Here is a 22,707-nt window from a genome sequence, read left to right as displayed (position 1 = left end):
CCGGTTAACTGGCAAAAGAACGGGCGCCTTTTGGCGCCCGCTTACCTTATTCGGCGGCGATGGCCGCTGGCGGATCCTTGTGATGCGGGTCCGCCTCCTTGCGCTTGGTGAGACGGGCAAGGAAATCGTTGAGGCGATTCATCTCCAGGAAGATGACGGGTGTGATGAACAGCGTGAGAAGCTGGGAGACCACCAGGCCGCCGACAACGGCGATACCGAGCGGCTGCCGGAGTTCGGAGCTCGCACCGCCGCCGACCGCGATCGGCAGGGCGCCGAGCAGCGCGCAGAAGGTCGTCATCATGATCGGGCGGAAGCGGCGCACGCAGGCCTCATGGATGGCCTCTGCGGGCGATATGTCTGTTGTCGAGCGCAGCGTTTCCAGCGCGACGTCGATCATCATGATCGCATTCTTCTTCACGATGCCGATCAGCATCAGCAAGCCGATGAGCGCGATGATCGAGAGATCGAAGCCGAACACCTTCAAGGCGAGAAGGGCGCCGAGAGCGGCAGCCGGCAGGCCGGAGAGAATGGTCAGCGGATGGATGAAGCTTTCATAGAGAACGCCAAGGACCACGTAGATCGTCAGCACGGCAGCCAGGATCAGGTAAGGCGTGCTGCCCTGCGACTGCTGGAAGATCTGTGCTGTACCGCCGTAGGACGTGAAGATGTCCGCCGGCATGTTGATGTCCTTCTTGATCTGATCGATCTTCGCCGTGGCATCGCCAAGCGCTTCGCCGGCCGGCAGGTTGAAGGAAACCGTCGTCGACACGAGCTGGCCCGTCTGGTTGATGGTGACCGGACCGGTGGTGCGCTGGACACGAGCGAAAGCGGACAGGGGAACCAGCGCGCCTTTTGATGAAGCAACGTGGATATCCTGGAGCCTTTGGTCGTCCCAGGGCTTGCTGGTGTCGAATTCGACCATAACGTCATAGCTGTCGCCGGTCGTCTGGATCTGTGCGGCGTCATAGCCGCCGAACGCTTCTTCCAGCGTGGTGCGCAGCTGATTGTTGTTAATCCCGTATTGTGCCGCCTTTTCGGTATCGATGACGATGTTGGCCTGCAAAGCGTTGTTCTGCTCGTCCGAGGCGACGTCGGTAAAGCTCGGATCGCGGCGCATCGCGTCCAGCATCTTGTTGGCCCAGAGGTTGGTCTGGTCGGCACTCAGCGCCTGGATAATGAGCTGATATTGGCTGGCGGTCTGCCGGCCTCCGAAGCGCAGGCTTTGCTGGGGCGTAATATAGGCCTTCAGGCCGGCGATGGTGCCGATGCTGGACCGCAATTCACGCAGCGTCTGATCGAGCGGTGCCCGCTGCTCCTTCGGTTTCAGCTGGACAAACATGGTGCCGTTGTTCAGCGGCTGGCGCACACTACCGCCGACGATGGACATGACATGGTCGACGGCTGGGTTCTGCCTGACGAGTGCTGCGGCCTGGTTCTGTAGGTCGCGCATCGCCGGATAGGAGATGTCCTGACGCGCTTGGGTTGAAATCTGCAGGCGGCCGATATCCTCGGTCGGAAAGAAGCTGGCCGGCAGCACCATGAAGAGATAGACGGAAAGCGCGACCGAACCGAGGAAGCTCAGGAGAACGAAACCGCGATTGCGCAGGCACCAGGCGACGCCCTTGTCATAGCCGCGCTGCGTCCAGTCGAAGCCGCGGTTGAACAGGCGTACCGGATAGGGGGGCTGGCTATGGCCCGCCGAAAGACGCGAGCTGAGCATCGGCGTGACCGTGAGCGACACGACCGCTGAAGACACGATAGCGATGGCAACCACCATACCGAACTCGTTGAAAATACGGCCGACTACGCCGCCCATCAGCAGGATCGGGATGAACACCGCGATCAGCGAGATGGACATGGAAATGATGGTGTAGCTGACTTCGGCCGATCCCTTGATCGCCGCCTGCAGCACCGGCATCCCGTCTTCGACATGCCGCAATATGTTTTCCAGCATGACGATCGCGTCGTCCACCACAAGGCCGACGGCGAGCGTTAATCCCAGCAGTGATATGTTGTCGATGCTATAGCCGAGCACATACATCATGCCGAAGGTCGAAATCAGCGACAACGGCACGGCAAGGCCGGGGATGATCGTGGCCGTGACGTGACCGGTGAACAGATAGATTACCAGCACGACGAGGCCGATGGTCAGCATCAAGGTAAACTTGACGTCCTTGATCGCGTCGCGGATCGGCTGAGCTGAGTCATTCATGATATGCGTCTGCACCGAAGCCGGAATTTCCGCATGGAGCTGCGGCAGCTTGGCGTTGATTGCATCGACCACATCGACCGTATTGGCGTCCGGCTGGCGCTGGATGGCGAGAATGATCGCCTGCTTGCCGTCATACCAGGAGCCGGCATTGGTGTTCTGCACGCTGTCCTGAACGTTGGCGACATCGCTCAGATGGATCGGCGCGCCATTGGGATTGGCGATGACCAGCGACTTGAACTGCGCGGCATTGGTATTCTGCGTGTTGGCATTGAGCGTCATGCTCTGCTTGTTGTTCTGCAGAGTGCCGACCGGAACCTGGCTGTTGGCATTGACGATGGCGGTGTTGACAGTATCGATCCCGATACCGCGCGCCAAGAGCTTGTCCGGATCGACTTCGACACGCACGGCATAGGTCTGGGCACCATAGACTGTCACTTCGGCAACGCCCGGAAGCGTCGACAGCGACGGTGAAATGATATCTTCGGCAATTTCGTCCAGCTTGCTGCGCGGCATGGTATCGCTCTGCACAGCAAGCAGCATGATCGGCGCGTCGGCCGGATTCGTCTTCCTGTAGCCCGGCGGTGTCGTCAGATTGTTGGGCAATTGACGCGTCGCATTCGAGATCGCGGCCTGAACGTCGGCCGCGGCGGCATCGATGCTGCGGTTGAGATCGAACTGCAGCACGATGCTCGTATTGCCGAGCGAGTTCGTGGCCGAGATTTCACTGATGCCGGGGATGGTCTCGAACTGCTTGATCAGCGGCGTGGAAACCGAAGTCGCCATTGTCTGCGGCGAAGCGCCGGTCAGCTGTGCCGAAACGTTGATGGTGGGAAAATCCACCTGGGGCAGGGCGGCAACGGGCAGCAGCTGATAGCCGGCGAGGCCGGCCATGACTACACCCAACGCCAGAAGTGTGGTCGCGACCGGTCGCTGGATACAGAATTGTGGGATCATTGCTGTGCTCCAACGGAAATCGTTTCGCTCTTCTGGCTCGATTGATCGTTGGCGGCGGCCACCTTCTCAGGCTTTTCGTCATTGAACTGCTCGACGACCGTCTGTCCGTCGATCAGCTGCACCTGTCCTTCAGTGACGACATGATCGCCTTCCGAAAGTCCCTTGGCGACTGCGGTGAAGCTGCCATTCTGCCGTTCCACGGTGACGGGCGTCAAATGAACCTTGTTGTCCTTGACGACATAGGCATAGAAGCCATCCGGGCCGGGGCTGATCGCAACCGTCGGAGCGACGATCACGGGCTCGTTGTCGGTCAGATGAACGACGACGTTGACCGATCTGCCAGGCCAGATCGCGCCATTGGCATTGTCGAACTTTGCCTTGACGAGGATGGTGCCGGAGGCGGTATCCACGGAATTGTCGAAGAAGCTGACTGCGCCCTGGCGGGATTTGCCCTTGCTCGAATTCGGCACGGTGCTGACCGGCACCGTGCCGGCCTTCATCGCTTCCTCCAATTCCCGCAGCTGATTCTCCTGCATGTGGAATTGCACGTAGATCGGATTGTATTGCGTAATGGTCACGATGGCAGTACCCGGCGTCACATAGGCACCGGGGCTCGGAACGACATTGCCGAGACGTCCGTCATAAGGGGCGCGGATCTCAGTGTTTTCCAGGAGAACCTGATCGGACGCGAGCTGGGCCTTGTCGGCATTGACGTCGGCCGCCGCGGTATCGCGGGCCGCCACGGCCTGATCGACGGTCTGTTGCGTTCCGGCATTGTTGAGCAGGCTCTTGGCTCGGGTGAGCGCGGCTTCCGCCGCCACGAGCGTCGCCTGATCCTTGACTATGGTCGCCTGGTCCTTGTCGACGGCGGCCTGCGCGGTTCGCGCATCGAGCTTGGCGATCAGGTCGCCGGCCTTCACCATCACGCCGTCCTGCGCTTCGATCGAGGTAATGATCCCGGATTCCTGCGCGGCGATGGTCGTCGTATTCTGCGCAACAGCCGAGCCTGTTGCTGTAATATCGTTGGGCAGAGTTCTCTTCTCAACCGCGGCCGTCTTGACGACGGAAGACAGCGCCTTGTGCTTTTGATTGCCTGCCGCTTTTCCAGCATCTTTGGTTTCTGCGGAGGCTTGATCGACAAAGGCGGAAAGGAAAGGAATACGGTCGCGATAGCTCCATGCTGCAAGGGCTGCGACGACAAGAAGGCCGAGGGGAAGCCAAAGTTTTTTCATATTTAAAGAACCGGTCGGGGCTTGTTGCAGGAAGCGCGGTGACGGTGAAGTGTATCTGCTGCGCCGCACAACAAAGACGCGCCTCGCTGCAGTTCATCACATAGCCGTCGCCGCTAACGTTCGGTAATTCTGTCCCTTTTTACGCGAATTCATGAACGCTGATGCCGTGCAATTTATCACAGTTCCGGAGGGCGAAAAATTAAAGCTTGGAAAGCTTTGGAATAGGTTCTGTTTGTGCAGTGCAGCAAACAGTCAAATGACTATTTTTTGATTGCCATTGCGTAATATTCGGCAGGAAAAACAGCCTGAGGCAGCATTTATACTCCGCAGACGTGCTGCAGCGTGTAAAGAAGCGTCGCGCCGCTCACGGAATTGTGTTGTCAGGCCCTATGGCAAGGGCCTGCACTGTTCGCCGGTGGCGACCTTATAGTGAGCGAGCAGCTCCCCCATCGCAGCGAACCATGGTGCCCGTGACGTAGCTTGCCGGTTGGCTGCAGAGGAATGCTGCTGTAGCGGCGAACTCCTCGACGCGTCCGTAGCGGCCGGCCGGGATGCGCTGCTGGCGTTCGGCGCTTACATCTTCCAGGCTCCTGCCTCCGCGCTTGGCCGTCGCGGTATCGAGCTCCGCCAGCCGGTCGGTCGCAATGCTGCCCGGCAGCAGCATGTTGACCGTGACGCCATGCGCGGCCACTTCGCTGGCCAGCGTCTTGCTCCAGCCGGCAAGCGCCGGGCGAAGCGTGTTGGAAAGCGCGAGATTGGGAATGGGCTCGATGACACCGGAGGAGGCGACGGTGAGAATACGTCCCCAGCCTTGTGTTTTCATGCCTGGTAAGAGCGCATTGGTCAGGGTGATGATCCGTGACACCATCGAGATGAAATAAGTCTCCAGCCGTTCGGCGGTCATATCTTCCGTCATCCCCGGAGTGGGGCCGCCGCTATTGTTGACGAGGATATCGATGCCGGCCAGCTTCTCTATGGCTGCCTTGGTGACGACATCCACGAAGTTCTCGTCATTGAGGTCGGCCCAGATCCAGTCTGCCCGACCCTTGCCTTCAGCATTGATGGCCTTGCAATTGTTCTCGAGCCTGTCGCCGCTTCGGCCACAGAGCAAGACATTCGCGCCCTCGCGGGCGAGCGCCACTGCAATGCCATGGCCCAGCCCCTTCGACGACGCGAGCACCAGTGCGCGCTTTCCGCCAATACCAAGATCCATCCTGATCACCCTTCATGCTATTCGGATTGTCTGATCGGCATTTATAGAGCCATCGGAGGACTATGGAAGGCGCACTTCGCAGGCGGTCGCAAATACCAGCGGAATATTGACGTTAACGTAAGAGTAATTTAACTTGTTTTACGTGTTGGGCGAATTGGAGGATTGCCTGTCGCTTCCCGGCTCGACAATCCCCTCCCATTTTGACAAGAGATAACCGAAACGGGGAAGACGCCCAAAGGGGATGAGGCCGTGGTCCGAGATCATCGGACGCCGGCCAAGCGGAGAAGATGAATGACAGACGCCAGCGAGCTGCCGGAACGCGAGAGCATGGAATTCGACGTTGTGATTGTCGGCGCAGGTCCTGCGGGCCTGTCGGCTGCGATCCGGCTGAAGCAGATCAATCCGGATCTGACCGTCGTCGTGCTCGAGAAGGGAGCCGAGGTCGGCGCGCATATCCTGTCAGGCGCCGTCGTCGATCCGATCGGCATCGACCGGCTGCTGCCGGGTTGGCGCGAGGAGGAGGGGCATCCCTTCAAGACCGAGGTGACATCGGACCACTTCCTGTTCCTAGGCCCCGCCGGCTCCGTCCGCCTGCCGAATTTCCTGATGCCGCCGTTGATGAACAATCACGGCAACTATATCGTATCGCTCGGTAACGTCTGTCGCTGGCTGGCCGAAAAGGCTGAAGCCCTCGGCGTCGAGATCTATCCCGGCTTTGCCGCGACCGAAGTGCTCTATAATGACGAGGGCGCCGTCATCGGTGTCGCGACCGGCGACATGGGCATCGAGAAGAATGGCGAGCCCGGCCCGAACTATACGCGCGGCATGGCGCTCTTAGGCAAATACGTACTGATCGGCGAGGGCGTGCGCGGTTCGCTCGCCAAGCAGCTCATTGCCAAGTTCGATCTTGCGCGGGACAGCGACGTGCCGAAGTTCGGCATCGGCATCAAGGAACTCTGGCAGGTCAAGGCGGAGAACCACAGACAAGGCCTCGTGCAGCACTCCTTCGGCTGGCCGCTCGGCATGAAGACCGGCGGCGGTTCGTTCCTCTATCATCTGGAGGACAATCTCGTCGCCGTCGGCTTCGTCGTGCACCTCAATTACAAGAACCCTTATCTCTATCCCTTCGAGGAGTTCCAGCGCTTCAAGACGCATCCGGCGATCCGCGGCACTTTCGAAGGCGGCAAGCGCATCTCCTATGGCGCGCGCGCCATCACGGAGGGCGGATACCAGTCGGTGCCGAAGCTCACCTTCCCCGGCGGCGCGCTGATCGGCTGCTCGGCCGGCTTCGTCAACGTGCCTCGCATCAAGGGCAGCCACAATGCGGTACTATCAGGCATGCTGGCGGCGGACAGGATCGCTGAGGCGATTGCTGCCGGTCGCGGCAATGACGAAGTGATCGAGATCGAGAACGAATGGCGCCAGTCGGATATCGGCAAGGACCTGAAGCGCGTCAGGAACGTCAAGCCGCTCTGGTCGAAGTTCGGCACGGCAGTCGGCGTGGCGCTCGGCGGCCTGGACATGTGGACGAACCAGCTGTTCGGCTTCTCCTTCTTCGGCACGCTGAAGCATGGCAAGACGGATGCCGCCTCGCTGGAGCCTGCCGCCCAGCACCAGAAGATCGACTATCCGAAGCCGGATGGCGTCCTGACCTTCGACCGTCTCTCCTCGGTGTTCCTGTCGAACACCAACCACGAGGAAGATCAGCCGGTGCATCTGCAGGTCAGGGACATGGCGTTGCAGGTATCGTCGGAGCACGATGTCTTCGCCGGTCCGTCGACGCGCTACTGTCCGGCCGGCGTCTATGAATGGGTCGAAAAAGACGGCAAGGAAACCTTTGTCATCAACGCCCAGAACTGCGTCCACTGCAAGACCTGCGACATCAAGGACCCGAACCAGAACATCAACTGGGTTCCACCGCAGGGTGGTGAGGGACCGGTCTATCCGAATATGTGAGATGCGATGACGGAGATCGAACAAGGCGCCTGGACGATCCGCTCGGCCAGGGACGACGAACTGCATCTGCTCGCTGCCATCGAGATCGATGCCTTCTGGGCTCTGCATGGGGCCGGCGCGGTCGCCTGCGAGCCGACATCGCTGCCTCTCGACGTGTTGGAGCAATCCCTTGCGGAAGGCTTGCTGTTGGTTGCCGTCGACGATGAAGATCAACCCTTCGGCTTTCTGGCCGGCATTATGAAAGATGGCTCGGTTCATATTGCTGAACTCGATGTTGTCAGGCGTTGGCAGAAGCGAGGTGTGGGACGTCGGCTGATGGAGGCTGCGATTGAAGCGGCCAGGGCTCAAAATGCCGCAGGCGTCACTCTGACGACAGATCGGCAAGCGGCCTTCAACGCGCCGTTCTATGCCTCGATGGGGTTTCGCATACTGAATGACGATGACAGGCCGGCCGTTCTCACGCAGATCCTTGAGAATGAGATTGCCCACGGTGCCGATCCGGCGAGGCGTGTGGCCATGGCGCTTCGATTTTGACTCTTGTTTCGTAAATTGCAGGGGCAAATAGAAAGAGCGGCGCAGCACTTCGCTGAACCGCTCCATATCTCCGCAAGATGCGATTCAGTGCTGAATGGCCTTCCGAGCGAGCAGGCCTGTGGAAAGGGCAACGCCGATGCCGGTCACGATTGCGGCTGCAATGCCACCCATTCCGATTTCCTCACCGAGCAGAAAGCCGCCGCCGATCGTGGCAAGAACGGGGGTGATGGCGGTGAAGGCTGCGGCCTGCGTGCCACCGAGAGCCTGGACAGCAAGACCATAGGCAAGCGTGGCGGCAAGACCTGACAGCAGCCCTTGGCTGACGATCTGCAGACCGATTTCCGGTAGCGGCACCGAGGCAAGCGAGCTGCCGAAGATGGCGGCCAGTGCGACATGGATCAGGAACGACCAGACGGCGATGATGGCGCTCGACTGCACGGCGCTCAGCCCGGAGCGGCGGAAGGCGTGGGTATAGGTTGCCCAGAGCAGGGCGGCAAGCGGCAGCAGCGTAAAGCCCTCCCAGGAAATCTGCACGCCATAGAGGCTGCGGGCAAGCAGGATGACGACGCCGGCGACGATGCCGCCAAGACCGAGCCAGCGCGTGATGTCGAGCCGTTCGCGGAACAAAGCCATACCGATCAGGGCTGCTGCCAGCGGCATGGAACCGCCGAGCAGAATGCCGGCCGACGATGCCGGCGTGAACTGGATGGCGAAGGTGGTGAGCTGGAAGAAGAGGGCGCCGGAGCCGCAGACCATCAACGCCAGCAGCTTCAAAGGTACGCCCTTCGGCAGCAGGCCTGTCCGCCACCAGACAGGAGCCAGCACCAAGGCCGGCACGCCGTAGCGGATCAGGCCGAGATCGATCGTGCCCATCTGCGTTTCGGCTGTATGACGGGTGGCAAGAATCCAGTTTGCCCAGATCAAGACGGTCACGATGGCACCTGCATAGCCGACCATGGTGGGGGTTGCCTTGCGGGTGGAGAGAGACAAAGCGGTCATCGACATATCCTTTCCAACGATCCGGTTATCTTTCGAATGAAGAGAAGATAGCTCCGAAGGCCGAGGCATGTCCTTGCTAGTTATGGCTCAAAAATCATGCTACGAGCAATGATCTGCCAAAATTCATGATTGAGTTTCCCGGAAATGCCAAAGCTGGATAAATTCGATATTGCGATCCTTAACTGCCTGCAGGAGGATGCGCGCGCCACCAATGTCGAGATTGCCGAGCGCGTAAATCTCTCGCCGTCTCCCTGCCTCAGGCGCATCCGAAATCTGGAAAAATCCGGGCTCTTGCGCGGCTACCGCGCAGATATCGACCGCAAGCAGGCCGGCCTCGGCCTCACGGTCTTCGTGGAACTCAAGGTCGGTCATCATTCAAAGGAGAATTCCGAGACGCAGCAGGCAGCATTACTCGCCATTCCGGAAGTCGTCGCCTGCCATCTAATTTCGGGCACGGCCGATTTCCTGGCTGAAGTCGTGGTGGAGGATCTTGCGGCTTATGAAAAGGTGATGTCGGAAAAGCTGCTTGTTCTTCCCGGCGTGGTGGACCTGCGTTCGAACTTTGCAATCCGCACCATCAAAACCAATGGTGCGTTGAAGCTGCCAGTGCCGGAATAAATAAAAAAGGGGCCGTCGCCAGCCCCTTTACGATGAGAGTTTGATTATCCTCAGAGCATCGTGCCGCTGAGGATCAGCAATGCCACGGAGAAATAGATCACCAGGCCGGTGACATCGACCAGCGTCGCGACAAAGGGCGCCGAGGCGCTGGCCGGATCGAGCCGCAGCTTCTGCAAGACGAATGGCAGCATCGAGCCGGCGAGCGAGCCGAAGGTGACGATGCCGATGAGGGCAGCGAAAACCGTAAGGGCGACCAGCTGCCAATGCGGGCCGTAGTCGAAGAGGCCGATATTCTGCCAGAGCACGATGCGGGCAAAGCCGACAAGGCCAAGGATCGCTCCGAGCACGATGCCCGTCGGCAGCTCGCGGAAGGCCACGCGCCACCAGTCCGAGAGCTTGAGTTCGCCGAGCGCCAGCGCCCGGATGATGAGCGATGTCGCCTGCGAGCCGGAATTGCCGCCCGAGCTCATGATCAGCGGGATGAAGAGCGTCAGCACGACAGCCTTTTCCAATTCGCCTTCGAAGTGCTGCATGGCGCTTGCCGTCAGCATTTCGCCAAGAAAGAGGGCTGCGAGCCAGCCGGCGCGCTTGCGGATCATGCCCGCAAAGCTGATCTTCATATAGGGCTGGCCGAGAGCTTCCATACCGCCGAACTTCTGGGCGTCCTCGGTGGTATCGGCGATCATCGTATCGATGACGTCGTCGACCGTGACGATGCCGAGCATGTGGCCCTTGTCGTCGATAACAGGAAGCGCCAGCAGATCGTGGCGGCGGATCAGGCGGGCGACGTCCTCCTGCTTCATCAGCGGCGGTGCCGTGACCGGCACACCCTTCTGGGCCACGGTCAGGATGCAGGCATCCGGCTCGCCTGTGATGAGACGGCGCAGCGTCACGACATGCAGCAGCACGTGCGTTTCGTCATCGAGCACATAGATGGCATAGACCGTTTCGCGGGAACGCTCGACCTGGCGAACGTGGTCGAGCGTCTGGGCCACGGTCCAGCTCGCGAAAACGCTGACAAATTCCGTCGTCATGATGCCGCCGGCCGTGCGCGGCGGATAGCCCATCAGGCTCTGAATCGCCTGCCTTGCATGCTCGTCGAACGTTGCGAAGAGACGGGCGCGCGTGTCGACATCCATTTCGAGCAGCACGTCGGCGACGCGGTCGTTTGACATGCCATGCAGCAGGCGTGCGGCATCCGCATTGCCCATGACTTCGAGAATGGCAGGTGCGTTGCGCAGTTCCGGCCGGTCGAGAATGCGCACGGCGCGCTCTTCCGGCATTTTGGCGAGAATGCGGGCAGCCTCTGCCACGTCTGTTGCGTTCAGAGCCTCGACACGTTCCGCGATGGTGACGGCGCGATTGTTATTGATGAATGCGCGAGCGGCATTGCCGGCCCGCATGGGAAAGCTGTTGATGTTCATTATAGCTCGCCTTTCCGGTCGATCCGCCGTCGTAGCGGATCGTGGCGAGCCGACAGGAGTCGGTTAGTGCACGAATGCTACTGACGGCAAAGGCAATCGACTACTACTGTCGCTAGGCATCGAAAGATGGCTCCGGTTAATCGGTATGGAAAACGCTGTTCCCCATGTGCGGAGAAGTCGCGCCGAAGGCATAAAAAGTCAAGAGGCGGACGTGCCTAAACGCTCGATCCTGCGATAAAAATTTGTTTAGGCGGCTGCAAATTTTTGCGATGCAACAAAACCTGGTGCCAATGCGTTAAAACAATGCGGCCGGACGACATTCGCCCGGCCTGATCTGTCGTGAATATTGGTACTCAGAAACCGGCCAGAACGACCTTTCCCTTCATCTTGCCGGTCTCGACGAGGGCATGCGCCTTCTTGAGATTGGCGGCATTGATCGTGCCGGCGGTCTCGGTCAGCGTCGACCTGATCTTGCCGGCATCCACCAGTTCGGCGATCTTCGTCAACAGCTTGTGCTGCTCGATGATGTCGGCAGTGTTGTAGAGGGGGCGAGTGAACATCATCTCCCAATGGATCGATACCGCCTTCCACTTGAAGGGCACGACATCGAGCGTTTTCGGATCGTCGATGAGGGCGAACCGGCCCTGGGGCGCGATGGCCTCCGCGATCGAGGCGATATGATCCAAGGTGTTGGTCGTCGAGAAGACGAAGGCGGGGGCGCCGATGCCGAGCGCCTCGATCTGCGGCGCAAGCGGCTTCGAATGATCGATGACGTAATGGGCGCCCAATTCCTTCACCCAGGCCTGCGTTTCCGGGCGGGATGCTGTCGCGATGATGGTGAGATCGGTCAGCGCGCGGGCGATCTGGATGGCGATCGATCCGACGCCGCCGGCGCCGCCGATGATGAGAATGGCATTGGCCGCGCCGGGAACCGGATCCTGCACCTTCAGCCGGTCGAACAGCGTTTCATAGGCCGTGATCGAGGTCAGCGGTAAAGCGGCAGCGGCCGGAAAATTCAGGCTTTTCGGTTTGGCGCCGACGATGCGCTCGTCGACCAGATGGAATTCAGCGTTAGCGCCGCCGCGATTGATGGCGCCCGCATAGAAGACTTCGTCTCCAGGCTTGAACATGGTGACCTCGGACCCGACCGCCCTGACGATGCCCGCGGCGTCCCAGCCAATGATCTTGTACTCTCCCTCTGGCGGGGCAACGTTGGCACGGACCTTGATATCGACCGGATTGACCGAAACCGCCTTCACTTCGACCAGCAGGTCCCGGCCTTTTGCCTCGGGTGTCGGCAGCTCGATGTCGATCAGCGATGTCTCTGCGGAAATGGGTTGTGGCTGCTTGTAGGCGACTGCGCGCATGGGAGAAGCTCCTGGGTTGGTTGCACAGAGGCTAGATGCGCATTATCCTTAAGAGGCGCAAGAATGCACAATTTCTGTACGTAGGTACAAAAAGGATACTGTCGATGTCGGTTCCCCGCTCCAAGCTCGTCGGAAATTTTCCAGGTTGCCCGGTCGAGGCGACGCTGAGCGTGCTCGACGGCAAATGGAAAGGCGTGATTCTGTTTCACCTCATGGAGGGAACGCTGCGCTTCAACGAAATCCGCCGCAAGCTGCCATCGGTGACGCAGCGCATGCTGACCAAGCAACTGCGGGAACTGGAAGAATCCGGGCTGCTGTCACGCACCGTCTTTCCGGTGGTGCCGCCTCGCGTCGAGTATGCGCTGACGCCGCTTGGCGCCAGCCTGGGGCCGATCATCAAGGCGATGGCCGTGTGGGGTGAGGAGAATGTATTTTGCCATGACGGGCGCCAGCAGCTGGGCGTCCCAGGCATATCATGCGCGCCCGGTGCGGCGCTCCAGGCCAACTGAAACGGCAAAGACGGCAAGACCGGCAACGGAAAGTACTGCGCCGACATAGCCGGTGGCCGCAGCCGTGAAGCCCCAGGAGATCACCAGCCCGCCCAGCCAGGCGCCGAGCGCATTGGCGATGTTGAAGGCGGAGTGATTGGAGGCGGCGGCCAGCGTCTGCGCATCCGCGGCCACATCCATCAGCCGCGTCTGCACGGCCGGGCAGGCTGCAAAGCCGCAGCCGATCAGGAAGACGCAGATGCAGAGCATGATGGGATTGGCTGCCGTCAGCGAGAAGAGCGTCATGATGACGATATTGAAGATCATCATGCCGCCGATCGTGCCCTTGATCGAGATGTCGCCGAGGCGCGAACCGACGATGTTACCGACATTCATGCCGATGCCGAAGAGAGCCAGCACGACCGGCACCATGGCGGTACCGAGGCCGGCGACCTCGGTCGTCGTCGTCGCGACATAGCTGAAGATCGAGAACATGCCGCCGAAGCCGACGGCAGCGACGCCGAGCGAAAGCCAGACCTGGATGCGTTTCAGCGCACCGAGTTCACGGGCGATGCTGGCGCCTTCCTCGACCCTATCCTTGGGAAGGAAGAGGGCGATCAGCAGCATGGTGGCGAGGCCGATGGCGCCGACCATCATGAAGGCTGCGCGCCAATTCAGAAGCTGTCCGAGGAAGGTGGCGATCGGCGTGCCGATCAGCGTCGCGATCGTTAGGCCAAGCATGACCTGGCCGACGGCGCGCACGCGGCGATGCACCGGCACCATCGAGGCGGCAACGAGTGCCGCGACGCCGAAATAGGCGCCATGCGGCAGGCCGGTGATGAAGCGAAGCGCCGTGAAGCTTTCGAAGGTCGGCGCAAAGGCGCTGGAAATATTGCCGGCGGCAAAGATCGCCATCATCAAGAGGAGCAGCGTGCGGCGCGCCATCTTGGCGGCAAGCACGGCAACGATGGGCGCACCGACGACGACGCCGAGCGCATAGGCGCTGATGACATGGCCCGCTTCTGGGGTTGTAACGGCAAAGGTGTCGGCCACATTCGGAAGAAGTCCCATGATGACGAATTCACCCGTGCCGATACCGAAGCTGCCGACGGCCAACGCCAAAGTCACCAGCGCGATCGCGGTGCGCGACGGCGCTTCCAGGGCGGTTTGGGTGTCGAGGGCCTCGACGGCAATATCGCTCACGAAAACTCCTTGGGCGCCATACGAAGATCACATGCTGCGAATCAGACGGTAAACTCCGGTTGTGCGGCGTTCAGTGCATCAAACTGGAATATGGGACTGGCGAGGCACGGACATGCCTCGTTGATACTATCAATGACCGGAGCGCATCTGTCGCGTGCGTTTTTTGCAGTGCAGCATGTCGGATCGCGCATAAGTGTGCTGCAGTCGATATCGGCGAAACGGCTATAACGCTTGAAATCGTTCCATCCAAAACCATCTGAGAAGAAGCGCGCGGGGCCTCAGCCCCTGATACAATTTGCGGAAAGACCGAGAGCCCCCAATGAAGTTGATCGGCTTTTTCAATCGCGATGGCGGAACGTTCCGCACGACTGACATGGCTGCCTATGAAAAGAAAGCGGAACAGGTCTTCCGCGACGCCGGTCACGATTTCGAAGCTATTGTCGTCGAGGGGCGCAATGTCGTCTCGGCGATGGAGCGTGCTGCGCGTCGTGATGATATTGACGGGATTGTCGCGGGTGGCGGCGATGGCACCATTTCGGCGGCTGCGGCCATTGCCTGGAAAAACGGAGTCGCTCTCGGCGTCATTCCGGCCGGTACCATGAACCTCTTCGCCCGTTCTTTGCGCCTGCCGCTCGACATATGGCAGACGCTGAACGTTCTTGCGACGGGTGAGGTCGACAATGTCGATATCGGTAGCGCCAACGGTCGCGCTTTCATTCATCAGTTTTCAGCGGGCTTGCATGCGCGCATGGTCCGCTATCGCAATGGCTATACTTATCGCTCGCGCATCGGAAAGATGTCGGCCAGCACCCGCGCGGCCTTCGGCGTCATCGCCAATCCGCCGGAATTCGACGTCGACTTCGAAGCCGGCGGCATTCGCGAACGCCGGCATGTTTCGGCAATCTCCGTCTCCAACAATCCCTTCGGCGCAAATGCGCTGCTGTATGCCGATAGCCTGCGCAGCGGTGAGCTGGGCTTCTACATGGCAAAGCCACTGCGCCCGCTCGGCGTCGCACGACTTGCCATCGATATGCTGCGCGGCCGGGTTCGCGAGAATGCCGATGTCATGGTCATGCACGCGCCGGAGGTGCATTTGCACTTCCCGAAGCTGCGCCAGCTTGCCAATTGCGTCATGGATGGCGAGTTGCTGCCCCTCGAGCGTGATGTGACGCTCAAGGTGCATCCGGGCGAGCTCAAGGTGATGGTGCGGGAAGGGACGGCCGCCAGCGTTGCGCGCGAAGGCGCAATCGACAGCGTCGCTATCTGATGGATTCAGAGGCGGGGTAGGTAGGTCCTGTAATCGAAATCGGAAACCGTGCGCAGGTGGCTGAGCGCTTCCTTATGCTTCGTCTCGCCATAGAGCTTCTGATACCGCTCGCCGAAAATGTCGGCGATGAAGGCCGAGGCGCGGAAGCGCTCGACGGCCGTCAGGAAGTCATGCGTCAGCTTGGGCGCATCGGCCGGCACGTAAGCCGGCGTCGTCTCCTCACCGGGATCGAGGTCGTTCTCAAGGCCCAGCAACATACCGCCCAGAATCGCCGCCAGCATCAGATACGGATTGGCATCGGCGCCGGCGACGCGGTGCTCGATGCGCGCGCCCGGCCCGTCCTTTTCGGGGATGCGCACGGCCGTTCCGCGGTGGCCGAAGCCCCAGGTGAGATCGACCGGGGCAAACGAGCCCGGCTGGAAGCGGCGGTAGGAATTGGCATAGGATGCAAAGATCAGCTGCGCATCCTGCAAGGTCTGTAGCAGCCCCGCGCAGATCGACTTCAGTCTCTTCGGCTCACAGCCCGCAGCATCAAGGACATTGCGCCCTTGAGCGTCGACGATGCTGGCATGCACATGCAGCCCTGAGCCAGCATGATCGGTATAGGGCTTGGCCATGCAGGTCGATTTCAGGCCATGCTTGCGGGCGGCTTGCTCGGCCACACGTTTCAGCATGATGCAGTCATCCGCGGCCGCCAGCGCGTCCGGGCGATGCAGCAGGTTGACTTCGAACTGGCCTGGGCCGAATTCCGCCGTCGTTGCGTCTGCCGGCAGGCCCTGCGCCCGCGCGTAGGCGCGTAGCGTTTCGAGATAATCGTCAAGGAGATCGACGGCATCCATGTCGTAGAGCTGAAAGCCGTTGGGCTCGCCCTGATAGGTCAGGGTAGCCGGTGGCGAGGGGATGCCTCTGTCGCGCCAGTCTCCGGCAAGCAGATAGAATTCCAGCTCGGTCGCGATGACGGGTGTCAGGCCGAGCGTCTTGTAGCGATCGACCACGGCCGCAAGAATGGCGCGCGGATCCTGAAAGCTCGGGCTGCCGTCAAGCTCATGCATGGTGGCGAGCACCTGCTTCGATCCCGGCGGCGCCCAGGGCATGTTGGCGAGCGTGCGCTGATCGGCGACGCAGGTCCCGTCCGGATCTCCGATCGTCATCGAAAGCCCGGTGATCTCGTCATTGTCGTCACCCCAGATATCGAGCGATTGCGTCGAGGTCGGCAGCCGCACGGCGCCGGACCAAACCTTCTTTTCGGCTGAAATCGGGATCTGCTTGCCTCTGAGCCGGCCGTTCATGTCCGAGATCAGCACTTCGATGCGCGCGTTACCTTCGGTTGCGTTGTCGGTCGCCATGCTCTTGTAAATCCCCGATGCTCACGGCATGGTCGTAAACCAAGATAGCTTGCAGTCAAGTCCGGCTGCGTCGCGGCGTCGGTGGACTTGCCTGACAAATGCCAATTCAAAGAGGGTTCGAATAAGCCATGTCCGATACGTCCAGCCGCTCCAATCTCGCCGCCCTCGATGCCGCGCATCACCTCCATCCCTTCGCCGACATGCGCAAGCTCAACGCCGATGGCGCGCGCATCATCCAGCGCGGCGAGGGTGTCTATATCTTCGATGCGGAAGGACGGAAGTATCTCGACGGTTTTGCCGGCCTCTGGTGCGTAAATATCGGCTACGGCCGCACCGAAATCGCCGACGCTGTCGCCAGGCAGATGAACGAGCTGCCCTACTACAACACCTTCTTCGGTACCACGACCACGCCGGCGACACTTCTTGCCGAGAAGGTCTGCGCCCATGCCGGACCGCAGTTCAACCATGTCTTCTTCACCAATTCCGGCTCAGAGGCCAACGATACCTGGTTTCGCATGGCGAGGGTTTATTGGGCTGCAGTCGGCAAGCCGACGAAGAAGACCATCATCGCCCGCAAGAACGGCTATCACGGCTCGACGGTGGCTGGCGCCAGCATGGGCGGCATGAAATACATGCACGAGCAGGGCGATCTGCCGATCCCTGGCGTCGTCCATATCGGCCAACCCTATTGGTATGCCGAGGGTGGCGATCTCTCGCCGGAGGAATTTGGTCTCACGGTCGCTCGCGAACTCGAAGCCAAGATCGACGAGCTGGGTGAAGACAATGTCGCAGCCTTCGTCGCCGAGCCGGTTCAGGGTGCCGGTGGCGTCATCATTCCGCCGTCGACCTATTGGCCTGAGATCGCGCGTATCTGCAAGGCGAGGAACATCCTGCTCGTCTGCGACGAGGTGATCTGCGGCTTCGGCCGCCTCGGCGCATGGTTCGGCTATCAGCATTTCGGTGTCGAGCCGGATCTCGCCCCGATCGCCAAGGGACTGTCGTCGGGCTATCTTCCGATTGGCGGCGTGCTCGTCAGCGACCGCATCGCCGATGTGCTCATCAATGAAGTCGGCGAATTCAACCACGGCTTCACCTATTCCGGCCACCCGGTCTGCGCGGCCGCCGCCCTTGAAAACCTCCGGATCATCGAGGAGGAAGGGCTGGTCGAGCGCGTGCGCGACGATATCGGCCCTTACTTCGCCAAGGCTTGGGGCAGCCTTGCCGATCATGACATGGTCGGCGAAGCCGTCAGCATCGGCTTGATGGGCGGCCTGCAACTCGCCGCCGATAAATCCACGCGTCGGCGCTTCGAGAAGCCGGATGCAATCGGATCAGCCGTGCGCAACCATGCTTTGGTAAACGGCCTGGTCCTGCGCGCCACGGGCGACCGCATGCTGGCCTCGCCGCCGCTCGTCATCAGCCATGAGGAAGTAGATACCATGGTACGGATCGCGCGTGGCGCGCTCGATGCCGTCTGGGCGGAAAGAAAATCGTAGTCAGGGCTTGGGTTTCGGCACGTCCCACTTGCCCGCCTTGTGAAGGGCAAGCGTCAGTGCCGCAACGTGGATGACCTGGATCATCTTGCCTTCCAGCACCAATTCTATCGCCTGGCGGATCGGCATGCGGATCAGGCGGATGCGCTCGGTCGGGTCGTCCGCCCGCCTGCTTGCAAGCGCGACATTGCGGGCAATGACGATATGCGAGTGGTTGCTATGCGTGGCCGGGTTGGGCGCAAGCTTGCCGACATAATCCCATTCGGTGGATGAAAGGCCGGTTTCCTCGCGCAGCTCGCGCGCGGCTGCTTCGACCGGACTTGCATCATTCGCATCCACGGCTCCGCCAGGGAGCTCGAGCGCTACGACGCCGAGACCGTGACGATACTGCTGAACGAGATAGATATGATCCTCGGCATCGAGCGCGATGATCCCGACCCAATCGGGATATTCCAGCACGTAGTAGGGCGCGATCTCCACACCCTCCGCCGTCACGCAGTTATCCGCACGAACCTTCAGCCAGCGATCATGAACAAGGCGTGTCGAGCTTGTTGTCCGCCATGGTGGCAGGTCCGCCGTGTCCGATAGCTGGCTGTTGATGTCGTCTTTCGAGCTCATGCGCGGCTCAGCTCCTGTTGCCGATAGGCGCGGGCCTAAGCACGATAGGCTAGGCGTCCTGATGATCGCGATCGAAGATCTTGCGCACGATATAGTTCGGCGAGAGATCGTCGCGATAATAGATACGGGCGATCATTTCGGCGAGGATGCCTGTCGTGATCATCTGTACCGAAGACAGGAGCAACACGACGCCGACCATCAGCAATGGGCGGCTGCCGATATCGTCGCCGAAGATGAACTTGTCGATGAAGAGCCACAGCAGGATGATACCGGCAAGCGCGCCTAGGCCGAGGCCGAGCGAGCCGAAAAAGTGCCCCGGCCGCGCCTTGTAGCGCATGAAGAACATCACCGACAGCAGATCGAGGATGACGCGGAAGGTGCGTGAGATCCCGTATTTCGACGTGCCGTGCTGGCGGGCATGGTGGGTGACCGGAACTTCGCCGATGCGCGAGCTCGGCACGACGCCGGCGACCCAGGCGGGAATGAAGCGGTGCATCTCACCCATCAGCTTCACCTGCTTGATGATGGAGGCGCGATAGATCTTCAGGCTACAGCCATAGTCGTGTAGCTTGACGCCGGTGATGCGGCCGATCAGATAGTTGGCGCACCAGGAGGGGATCTTACGCAGCAGGAGGCCGTCCTGGCGGTTCTTGCGCCAGCCGACGAGCAGGTCGAGCTGCCGCCGCTCCAGTTCGTCGACCATCGAAGGGATATCCTTCGGGTCATTCTGCAGGTCTCCGTCCATGGTGGCGATCAAGCGGCCGTTGGCCGCATCGATACCGGCCTGCATCGCCGCGGTCTGTCCGAAATTGCGCTGAAGCTCGACGATGCGCAGCGTCAAGCCTTCCTGCGAAAGTGACCGGCGAGCATTGACGAGTGTCGCATCCGTGCTGCCGTCATCGACCAGGATCAGCTCCCAGGACTTATCAAATCCACGCATGGCGGCACAGATGCGCTCGATGAGCGGTCCGACGCTTTCTTCCTCGTTGAAGACAGGCACGACCAGCGAAAGCTCGAGAGGGCTTTCCGGATCGGCCTGGGGGAGGGTCGACTCTGCCGTTGTCTGCAACACTTCTTTCTCCTAAAAGACCGGCAGTACTTGCCGGACGAAACGAGCGAAAAGTCCGGTTTCAGCCTTCCGCTCGCATTTGGGTGCCCTAACTACATGAAGACTCCGACGGTTGCCAGCCGACAGAATTGGTTTATTCGCAACCGAATGACACTGCTGACGCTCGCGGTCGTCCTTACATACGCCGCCTTCATCGAATGGTTCTGGGGCTGGACCTCGATCCTGGCGCAATGGGGCAAGGTCGGCGCCTGGCCGATCCTTCTCGCTCTCGCGCTCCTGACAAGCACCTATTTCCTACGCACCTGGCGCATCTATGACTATTTCCCGAAGGAAACGTCAGGCCATTTCGCAGCGCTCTTCCGCGTGACGCAGGTCCATAATCTGCTGAATATCATGATGCCCTTCCGAACGGGGGAAACCAGCTTCCCGGTGCTGATGCGCTCCGAATTCGGCATTCCTCTGGCACGGGGAACTTCGGCGCTGTTCGTCATGCGGCTGCTCGACCTGCATGCGCTGCTAGCCGCAGCCGGCGTCGGCCTTGCGCTTGCTTCGCCCTATCATGTCTTGGCCTGGATCGTATGGGCGCTTTTCCTTCTGCTGCCGGTCGTAGGCTTTGCCTCCCGCCGGCCGCTGATCCGCCTTGCCGCCCGCGCCCTGCCAAAGAAGGCGCAAGGGCTGGTGCATGAGCTGGAGCGCGGCCTGCCGGTTGATGCCAGCGCCTTTGCGCGCGCCTGGCTGACGACGATCGTCAACTGGCTCGTCAAGGTCGTGGTGCTCGCTTGGGCGCTTGGCCTCATGAACGTCACGCCGCTTTCAGCAAGCTTCGGCGGCGCTCTCGGCGGCGAATTATCATCAGTCTTGCCCGTGCATGCGCCCGGAGGCGTCGGCACCTATCCGGCCGGGATCACCGCCGGCGCCATGGCTTTTGGTGCTTCGAGCGCCAAGGAGGCAATCGAAAATCTCGCACAGGCGAGCATCAACGCTCACCTGCTGATCGTGGTTTCTGCGTTGACGGGGACTGCGATCGGATTGCTGATCTCGCGCAAACGCGTACCCGTGGCTTAAAAATCGCAGCCTCTTTAGTGCCGGATCTGATCGCCGAGCTCGGCCAATCGCTTGCGCAGGAATGCCTGCTCCGGCGCCTGCTGGCATAGCGAAAGCGCTGTTTGATAGGATTGTCGCGCCTCATCCGTCCGGCCAAGCTGGCGCAGAAAATCGGCCTTTGCGGCGTGGGTGAGGTGATATCGCGCCATCCGTTCCTTTTGCAGCAGCCCATCGACGATGGAAAGCGCTGCCACCGGACCATCGCACATGGAGACTGCCACCGCCCGATTAAGCTCGATCACAGGGGAGGGGCTCGCCGTCAGCAGCAGATCATAGAGCATCACCAGCTTTCGCCAGTCGGTATCCTCTGCGGTCTTGGCGCGAGCATGTTCCGCCGCGATCGCCGCCTGCAGTGCATAGCTACCGACGCTATCTGCCGCCATCGCTCTTGCTGACAGCGCCAAACCTTCGCGGATCTGACCATGATCCCACAGCGCACGATCCTGATCGACGAGCAGAACGAGATCGCCGGAGGTATCGGTGCGGGCATGCCGCCGCGAATCCTGCAGCAGCATGATGGCCAGCAGCCCCTCGACTTCCGAATCCGGCAATAGCTGCAGCAACAGCCTGCCGAGTCGTATGGCCTCCGCGGCCAGATCGGCGCGCACGATCGCAGAGCCGGAGGATGCCGAATAGCCCTCGTTGAAGACGAGGTAGATGACATGCAGCACCTGCGCCAGACGCTCCGGCAGTTCGGCCTTGCCGGGTACCTCATAGGGAATATGTTCGGCGCGGATGCGGTTCTTGGCGCGGACGATGCGTTGGGCAACGGTTGGAGCCGGAATCAGAAAGGCATGGGCAATCTCTTCCGTCGTCAGGCCGCAGACCTCCCGCAAGGCCATCGCCATCCGCGCCTCGGCAGGAATAAGTGGGTGACAGCAGGTGAAGATCAGTCGCAGCATGTCGTCCTCGATCTCCTCGCTTCTCGATGTCTCCATTATCTCGCCCTCCGGATAGAGGCTGTCGGCGATATCGAGCTGGGCCGCATCGAAACGCGAGCGCCGCCTTATATTGTCGATGGCGCGAAAACGTCCGGCGGAGACGAGCCAGGCATAGGGATTGGCCGGGATGGTCTCCTCCGTCCATTGCTGCGACGCTGCTGTAAAGGCATCATGAAGGGCTTCCTCCGCTCGGTCGAAATCGCCAAGCAGACGGATCAGCGTTGCCAGCACGCGGCGTGAATGGCTGCGATAGATGCCTTCAATGGTTCGGTTCCGCGACACGGCGTCAGCCTTCCTCTGCCAGGTCTCCTCGAAGGGTCAAGATACGAACCGGACGGATTTCGACGGCGCCATAGCGCGCTGAGGGAATGCGTTTGGCGATATCGACAGCGCCATCGAGGTCAACGGCTTCGATGAGATAGAAGCCGGCCAGGTGCTCCTTGGTCTCCGCGAACGGGCCGTCCGTGACCGAAAATCCGTCGCCGCCGTTCGGCCGGATGACGATCGATTTGTCTCGGAGCGCCAGTGCATCGGAAACGATCATGGTGCCGTCCCGCCGCAAGCCCTCGTCGAAGACGAAGTGCTCGCCAATTAGATGGTTCATCTCGTTCGGCGACAATCGTCCGTCAACATCGACTGTTGTGTAGATCAGGCAAAGAAACCGCATGT

Annotated in this window: 19 protein-coding genes; 7 read left to right on the top strand and 12 right to left on the bottom strand. The window is 60.7% G+C overall.

All coding sequences use genetic code 11. From position 1 onward, the window contains the following. Positions 1-46: 46 nt before the first annotated feature. The 3 genes from FHT73_RS07275 to FHT73_RS07265 all read right to left on the bottom strand — a co-directional run bounded on the left by FHT73_RS07275 (position 47) and on the right by FHT73_RS07265 (position 5,611). Positions 47-3,166, bottom strand: coding sequence for an efflux RND transporter permease subunit (locus FHT73_RS07275; RefSeq protein WP_183710611.1), 3,120 nt, complete (start codon positions 3,164-3,166; stop codon positions 47-49). After that, positions 3,163-4,398, bottom strand: coding sequence for an efflux RND transporter periplasmic adaptor subunit (locus FHT73_RS07270; RefSeq protein ID WP_112335651.1), 1,236 nt, complete (start codon positions 4,396-4,398; stop codon positions 3,163-3,165). Before FHT73_RS07270 ends, FHT73_RS07275 begins: the two co-directional genes overlap by 4 nt. Before the next feature lie 424 nt (positions 4,399-4,822). Beyond that, positions 4,823-5,611 (bottom strand): SDR family oxidoreductase, encoded by a 789-nt coding sequence (locus FHT73_RS07265; RefSeq protein ID WP_112335652.1) that lies wholly within the window; start codon positions 5,609-5,611, stop codon positions 4,823-4,825. Positions 5,612-5,902: 291 nt separating this feature from the next. On the opposite strand from FHT73_RS07265, the gene FHT73_RS07260 reads away from it, so the two are divergent. Together FHT73_RS07260 and FHT73_RS07255 are read left to right on the top strand one after the other, a co-directional pair. Next, positions 5,903-7,567 (top strand): electron transfer flavoprotein-ubiquinone oxidoreductase, encoded by a 1,665-nt coding sequence (locus FHT73_RS07260; RefSeq protein ID WP_112607477.1) that lies wholly within the window; start codon positions 5,903-5,905, stop codon positions 7,565-7,567. 6 nt (positions 7,568-7,573) lie between these two features. After that, entirely contained in the window at positions 7,574-8,101 is a 528-nt protein-coding gene (locus FHT73_RS07255) for a GNAT family N-acetyltransferase (RefSeq protein ID WP_112607475.1), read from the top strand. Positions 8,102-8,185: 84 nt separating this feature from the next. On the opposite strand, the gene FHT73_RS07250 is transcribed toward FHT73_RS07255, so the two are convergent. Continuing rightward, positions 8,186-9,100 carry a DMT family transporter gene (locus FHT73_RS07250; protein ID WP_183710609.1) on the bottom strand — a complete coding sequence of 305 codons (915 nt, stop codon included), beginning with the start codon at positions 9,098-9,100 and terminating at the stop codon, positions 8,186-8,188. 144 nt (positions 9,101-9,244) lie between these two features. Here FHT73_RS07250 and FHT73_RS07245 point away from each other — a divergent pair, with 144 nt between their 5' ends. Further along, positions 9,245-9,718, top strand: coding sequence for an Lrp/AsnC family transcriptional regulator (locus tag FHT73_RS07245; RefSeq protein ID WP_112414572.1), 474 nt, complete (start codon positions 9,245-9,247; stop codon positions 9,716-9,718). 50 nt (positions 9,719-9,768) lie between these two features. Here the strand turns inward: FHT73_RS07245 and mgtE are convergent, their stop codons facing one another. Beyond that, complete coding sequence (mgtE, locus tag FHT73_RS07240; RefSeq protein WP_183710607.1) at positions 9,769-11,142, bottom strand: magnesium transporter; 1,374 nt, start codon at positions 11,140-11,142, stop codon at positions 9,769-9,771. A gap of 353 nt (positions 11,143-11,495) precedes the next feature. Then, positions 11,496-12,509 (bottom strand): zinc-binding alcohol dehydrogenase family protein, encoded by a 1,014-nt coding sequence (locus tag FHT73_RS07235; protein ID WP_183710605.1) that lies wholly within the window; start codon positions 12,507-12,509, stop codon positions 11,496-11,498. 104 nt (positions 12,510-12,613) lie between these two features. On the opposite strand from FHT73_RS07235, the gene FHT73_RS07230 reads away from it, so the two are divergent. Then, positions 12,614-13,018, top strand: a complete 405-nt coding sequence (locus FHT73_RS07230) for a helix-turn-helix domain-containing protein (protein ID WP_183710603.1) — start codon at positions 12,614-12,616, stop codon at positions 13,016-13,018. Here FHT73_RS07230 and FHT73_RS07225 read toward each other — a convergent pair. Beyond that, positions 12,983-14,200 (bottom strand): MFS transporter, encoded by a 1,218-nt coding sequence (locus FHT73_RS07225; protein ID WP_183710601.1) that lies wholly within the window; start codon positions 14,198-14,200, stop codon positions 12,983-12,985. The two genes, FHT73_RS07230 and FHT73_RS07225, sit on opposite strands and share 36 nt — an antisense overlap. A gap of 319 nt (positions 14,201-14,519) precedes the next feature. On the opposite strand from FHT73_RS07225, the gene FHT73_RS07220 reads away from it, so the two are divergent. Next, positions 14,520-15,467 (top strand): diacylglycerol kinase family protein, encoded by a 948-nt coding sequence (locus tag FHT73_RS07220; protein ID WP_183710599.1) that lies wholly within the window; start codon positions 14,520-14,522, stop codon positions 15,465-15,467. A gap of 5 nt (positions 15,468-15,472) precedes the next feature. On the opposite strand, the gene FHT73_RS07215 is transcribed toward FHT73_RS07220, so the two are convergent. Next, the gene (locus FHT73_RS07215) at positions 15,473-16,813 is read right to left on the bottom strand and encodes a glutamine synthetase family protein (RefSeq protein WP_183710597.1); all 1,341 of its coding nucleotides are present in this window, start codon (positions 16,811-16,813) and stop codon (positions 15,473-15,475) included. A gap of 128 nt (positions 16,814-16,941) precedes the next feature. Here FHT73_RS07215 and FHT73_RS07210 point away from each other — a divergent pair, with 128 nt between their 5' ends. Then, positions 16,942-18,309 carry an aspartate aminotransferase family protein gene (locus FHT73_RS07210; RefSeq protein ID WP_183710595.1) on the top strand — a complete coding sequence of 456 codons (1,368 nt, stop codon included), beginning with the start codon at positions 16,942-16,944 and terminating at the stop codon, positions 18,307-18,309. On the opposite strand, the gene FHT73_RS07205 is transcribed toward FHT73_RS07210, so the two are convergent. Then, entirely contained in the window at positions 18,310-18,924 is a 615-nt protein-coding gene (locus FHT73_RS07205; RefSeq protein ID WP_183710593.1) for an NUDIX hydrolase, read from the bottom strand. 49 nt (positions 18,925-18,973) lie between these two features. Continuing rightward, positions 18,974-19,993 carry a glycosyltransferase family 2 protein gene (locus FHT73_RS07200; RefSeq protein WP_183711119.1) on the bottom strand — a complete coding sequence of 340 codons (1,020 nt, stop codon included), beginning with the start codon at positions 19,991-19,993 and terminating at the stop codon, positions 18,974-18,976. Positions 19,994-20,089: 96 nt separating this feature from the next. On the opposite strand from FHT73_RS07200, the gene FHT73_RS07195 reads away from it, so the two are divergent. Then, positions 20,090-21,058, top strand: a complete 969-nt coding sequence (locus FHT73_RS07195; protein WP_183710591.1) for a lysylphosphatidylglycerol synthase domain-containing protein — start codon at positions 20,090-20,092, stop codon at positions 21,056-21,058. 14 nt (positions 21,059-21,072) lie between these two features. Here FHT73_RS07195 and FHT73_RS07190 read toward each other — a convergent pair whose 3' ends face one another. Together FHT73_RS07190 and FHT73_RS07185 are read right to left on the bottom strand one after the other, a co-directional pair. Then, positions 21,073-22,320 (bottom strand): RNA polymerase sigma factor, encoded by a 1,248-nt coding sequence (locus tag FHT73_RS07190; protein WP_183710583.1) that lies wholly within the window; start codon positions 22,318-22,320, stop codon positions 21,073-21,075. 4 nt (positions 22,321-22,324) lie between these two features. Further along, positions 22,325-22,705, bottom strand: coding sequence for a YciI family protein (locus FHT73_RS07185; protein WP_183710581.1), 381 nt, complete (start codon positions 22,703-22,705; stop codon positions 22,325-22,327). Positions 22,706-22,707 lie beyond the last annotated feature (2 nt).

The sequence above is a fragment of the Rhizobium sp. BK098 genome (assembly GCF_014193155.1).
GTDB lineage: Bacteria > Pseudomonadota > Alphaproteobacteria > Rhizobiales > Rhizobiaceae > Rhizobium.
This window is presented reverse-complemented; position numbering and strand designations above follow the sequence as displayed.